This window comes from bacterium (assembly GCA_021159335.1).
In the GTDB taxonomy this organism is placed as follows: Bacteria; UBP14; UBA6098; order B30-G16; family B30-G16; genus JAGGRZ01.
On record JAGGRZ010000058.1, the window covers coordinates 1 to 4,875 of the forward strand.

Annotated in this window: 4 protein-coding genes; all 4 read right to left on the minus strand. The window is 44.6% G+C overall.

Translation table 11 applies throughout. The features are described 5' to 3' along the window. Positions 1–143 precede the first annotated feature (143 nt). Positions 144–1,907, minus strand: a complete 1,764-nt coding sequence (gene rho, locus J7J62_03530; protein MCD6124226.1) for a transcription termination factor Rho — start codon at positions 1,905–1,907, stop codon at positions 144–146. Between the two features lie 11 nt (positions 1,908–1,918). Continuing rightward, complete coding sequence (locus tag J7J62_03535) at positions 1,919–2,917, minus strand: hypothetical protein (protein ID MCD6124227.1); 999 nt, start codon at positions 2,915–2,917, stop codon at positions 1,919–1,921. A 113-nt stretch (positions 2,918–3,030) separates the two neighbouring features. Then, positions 3,031–4,650 carry an arginine--tRNA ligase gene (locus J7J62_03540; protein MCD6124228.1) on the minus strand — a complete coding sequence of 540 codons (1,620 nt, stop codon included), beginning with the start codon at positions 4,648–4,650 and terminating at the stop codon, positions 3,031–3,033. Between the two features lie 2 nt (positions 4,651–4,652). Next, positions 4,653–4,875, minus strand: a 223-nt coding sequence (rsfS, locus tag J7J62_03545; protein MCD6124229.1) for a ribosome silencing factor, incomplete at its 5' end; no start/stop codon positions are given.

The window sequence follows — 4,875 nt, forward strand, 5'->3', positions numbered from 1 at the left end:
ATAATAAAGGATATATGAAGGAGGTTGACTATAAGAAATATTGAAGAAAGTGATAATAAGTAGTATGGAACCCCACCAACTGTTATGTTTACCATGCATTATCATAATACATGAACTAACATAGCGACTTTGTGAAAATGAACTCACCCATTATCCGCCATCGACATCAGGAATTCCTCGTTGGTGCGGGTGGCAAGAATCTTGTTGAGAAGGAACTCCATAGCATCCACCGGATTAAGGTCAGAAAGGATTTTGCGAAGCAACCATACCCTCATAAGCACATTCTCGGGCAAAAGCAGCTCCTCGCGGCGAGTTCCCGAGCGATTAATGTCTATAGCGGGGAATATTCTCCTGTCGGCAAGGCGCCTATCGAGCACTAATTCCATGTTACCCGTGCCCTTAAACTCCTCGAATATAACCTCGTCCATTTTTGAGCCTGTCTCGATTAGTGCAGTTGCTATTATCGTGAGCGAACCGCCTTCCTCGATGTTTCTTGCTGCGCCGAAGAATCGCTTGGGTTTGGAAAGCGCTGAGGCATCAACTCCACCGGTAAGAATTCTTCCGCTGTGCGGCGCTATATTATTGTAAGCCCTCGCCAGTCGGGTTATAGAATCGAGCAATATAACGACATGGCGTTTGTGTTCGACCTGCCTTTTTGCTCGCTCTAAAACTATTTGGGCTACCTGAGTGTGGCGTTCAGGCTCCTCGTCGAATGTTGAGGAAATAATCTCGACCTTAGGCTTTTTCTCAACATGCTGGAACTCCGCGGCAACGAAGCGCTTCATGTCCGTTACTTCCTCAGGGCGCTCATCTATAAGAAGTATTATGAGTAACACTTCCGGATGGTTGCGGATTAATGCACGGGCTATTCGTTGAAGTATCGTCGTTTTGCCCGCTTTGGGCGGCGAGGTTATTAGCCCACGCTGACCTTTACCGATAGGCGTGAAAAGGTCCATTATGCGCGTAGTGGCGTCGTCGGGGTCGTTCTCAAGTTGAAACTTCTCCATAGGATAAAGCGGCGTGAGGTTATCGAAAAGTATTTTGTGTTTGGCGTATTCCGGGTCCTCATCGTTGACCTTGTTGACTCTAAGAAGCGCAAAAAATCTCTCGTTATCCTTCGGTGGCCTTATTATTCCGCTTACCATATCGCCGGTTCTTAGATCGAATCGCTTTATCTGGGAGGGTGAAACATATATGTCGTCGGGTCCGGGAAGGTAGTTGTAGTCAGGGCTTCTTAAGAAACCGTAGCCATCAGGAAGAACCTCAAGAACGCCCTCTGCATAAATTTCAGCATTTTTGTGTTTTATTTCGATCTCAAGGATTTTGAATATTAGCTCTTGACGCTTCAGTGAATGCGGATTTTCGATGCCATATTCCTCGGCAGTTTTAAGAAGGATGTCTATAGGCATCCTCTTGAAGTCGCTAAGATGTAGCCGTAGCCGTGGCCGAGCGACCGCAACGCGTTGATTCTCGCTCTTTTGGTCCTCCGCTTTGACTGCGGCATTGTTTTTGCTTTCTTTCTCGTTTTTTGTTTGAGTGCTTTTCACGCTTTTCTCCTCCGCCTTAGCGGCTGTTTTGGATAAATTTTTAGCCTCGTCTTTTTCGGGCGGTTCTGCCACCGCGACCTTGGTTTCAACAGTTTCCTTTTCCTCTGATGTCTGCTGTTCGCTCTTTTTCGACTTTGACGACTTCCTCGTGCGGGTTTTTTTGGTCTTCGATTTTGTTTTCTCGCTCGATTTTTCCTCTTTTTCTTCGTTCTTCTCGTTTTCTTTGGGATCCTCGTCGAAGTTGGACTTGGATACGCTCTTTTGCTTCAGCCTTTTCCTAATTATTTCTCTTAGCGCCTCGGCAGAATTGGCTGCCACGGTTTCCTCCTCGGTTAGCTCTGTTTTTTTCTTTCGTGCCATTATTCACCATCCTAAGTTGTTTTCAAAAGTTTCATTGTTAAAAATGTTACGGGAACGGCGACTAAAAACATTGTTATGCACTTTCTCAAAAGCACTCTTCCGTCAAACATGACTCTATACTTTATTGCGACGAGCACAAAAGTTATTGCAGAAAGCGATGCCCAAGGCATCCCTATAGACGCTACATTGGCGCCCCACACAGCACCCAAAAAGTCCGCCTTGCCCGATAGTATCGAAGTAATCCATAAATTATTGCTTACCTGACTCACAAGCGCAGTCCCAAAAAATGATTGGATAGTGGTCAAGGGGTTTATGGGGAGAATGTTTCTTACCGCGCCGAAAATGAGAAACGAAAGCGCCGCAAAGGAAAATACCCATCGGTCGAGCCGTGGAAATACGGTCCTTATGGGACCAACCATAAGCGAGAACACTGCTATTGTTGCAAAGCAAATCATAGATGGAATAGCACCTAAAAATGTAAGTGTTAATATTGCCAATGCCAGGATTCCAATGAGAAAGTCAAATTTATTCAACTTTTTCCATGAGAAAAGAACTTTTTTTCGCAAAAACATTTCCTTTGGTCTTGCGATAAAGAATCCGACCAGCATGAGAACCATCCACATTGGCAGGGTAGCTTTTACGAATTGGGGGAGTGTTACATGGTATCGTAGGGCGAGGAATACATTGTGAATGTTTGCGAAGGGCATTATTGCGCTTCCCGCTGCAGCTGCGAAAAGTGTTTCAATCATTATCTTTGTTTTCTGACTTTGGGACATTTCAATTTTCTCCAGCAAAGGTATCAGCGCATAAGCCGTGAAACTTATTGTCAGCACAGCAGCAGAGAAAAACGCAGCAAAGAACCATAGCGTGCCAAAATTTTTTCTCGATGCTTTTGAAAGAACGCTTTCGAGCCAATTTCCCAGTCCAGCCACTACGAAAATTCTTGCGAGAAGTAAGGTCGAAAAAACCATTAACGACGGCTTTACTACTGCTTCAAACCAGTAGTTCATTAGTAGCGCTCACCTGAGTTTTGCTGGTTACCCTTAAAGTTCAACCTAAATACTCCCTATTTTGCTGAAATTATCGATGGTTTCAAAGGCGATGATTCTGGTGGATTACTTTTTCACATTTGTTCTGGGGCTGAAATCCCACACATGCTGAGCCCATTTTTTATAGTAACACCTACTGCTTCACAAAGGACCAACCGAGCGATGCTTTTATCTCTGTCCTCCCCTACCACTCTATGCTTGGTGTAAAAGTTATGGAACAATTTAGAAAAATCAAGCAGATAAAACGGAATCAAATGTGGCGCCAATATATTTGCTGCATTGAAAACCACAAGTGGAAATTTAACCATCTTTCGTAAGAGTGCCACTTCTTCAGGCTCGGCTAACTTACTTATAATCATAGCATCATTTTCGTTCTTGTCAAGTCCTTTATTTTTCGCAAACCTTAAAATGCTTTTTATCCTTGCGTGGGCATACTGAATGTAGTACACGGGGTTTTCCTCGGTCGTTGTTCTTGCCAAATTCAGGTCGAAGTCGAGATGTGCTTCCATGCGGCGTGCCAGGAAAAAGTATCGTGCCGCGTCCACACCTATGTCCTCTATAAGTTCCTTCATAGTAACGAGTTTTCCAGCTCGTTTGGACATTTTCACCTTAACATTGTCCTCGACGAGGTTCACCTGCTGAAGTATTAGCACACTTAACTTTCCATCGTGCCCCAGCGCCTTCATGCCAGCTTCAAGCCGCGCTTTGTGACCGTGATGGTCGGGTCCAAGGATGTTTATTACCTTCTCAAATCCCCGTTCCTCAAATTTGTTCGCGTGATACGCAAGGTCCACTAAGCCATAAGTCCACTCACCGTTCGAGCGCACCAGAACGAAATCCTCAACATCATCCCTCAATTTTGATGCTGAAAACCATAGCGCACTATCTTTTTCGTATGTTAAGCCCGATTCGCCAAGCCTTTTAAGAACCTCTTCCACTTTTCCGCTTTCCCTGAACTCACGCTCGGAAAACATAACATCGTAGTATGTATTGTAGATTCGTAGAGTTTCCATTTGCTCTTTTATTATCCGCTTTACTATCCATTCGTCTGGAGTCTCGGAGGGATTTTTATCTATGTATTCCTTTGCGTAGTCGATGAGATATTCGCCGTGATAACCATCCTCGGGGATTTCTGCGTGTTCGCCCTTAAGCTGAGCTATTCGGGCACGGAAGCTTTCACCTAGAAGCTTTATCTGGTTTCCTGCATCGTTTATGTAATATTCCGTGGTTACATCGTGACCTATTGCTCTGAGAAGGTTTGCGAGGGTTGAGCCTACGGCTGCCGCTCTTGCCGAAACTACATTAAGCGGTCCAGTAGGATTCGCGCTGACGAATTCGAGATTTATCCTCTGAACTTTATCCAGTATCGTTTTGCCCCAATGCGCATCATCATTTATCGCCGAGATAGCGTTTTCGACGAGAAATCTTTTCGAGAGCCAAAAATTAATGTATCCGCCCACCACCTGCGCTTTTTCAATAAATTCGGGGATGTCAGCCTCGACAATTTTCTCAGCTATGAATTTGGGTGGTTTTTTTAACGATTTTGCGAGACTGAACGCCACATTAGTCGTAAGGTCGCCGAAATCGGGGTTTTCAGGTTCGGCAATTTCTGGTTCGAACTGTTCGCCAAAGAGATTTTTCACCCTTTCCGAAAGCCAGTCAGCAAGGACTTTTTTTGCCTCGACTATGTTCACAATTACCCCTCCATAACATAAATTTCAGCATCGCCCCAATAGGATTCGAGGTCGTAATATTCTCTTACCTCAGGTAGGAACAGGTGTATTATCACTGTATAGGTATCCACAAGAACCCATTTTAATGCACGCAATCCCTCAACATGATAGGTTCTGATACTATTTTTCTCGAGGAAATCCTCGAGCTCATCCACGAGCGCTTTAAGGTGTATCTGGCTATTGGCA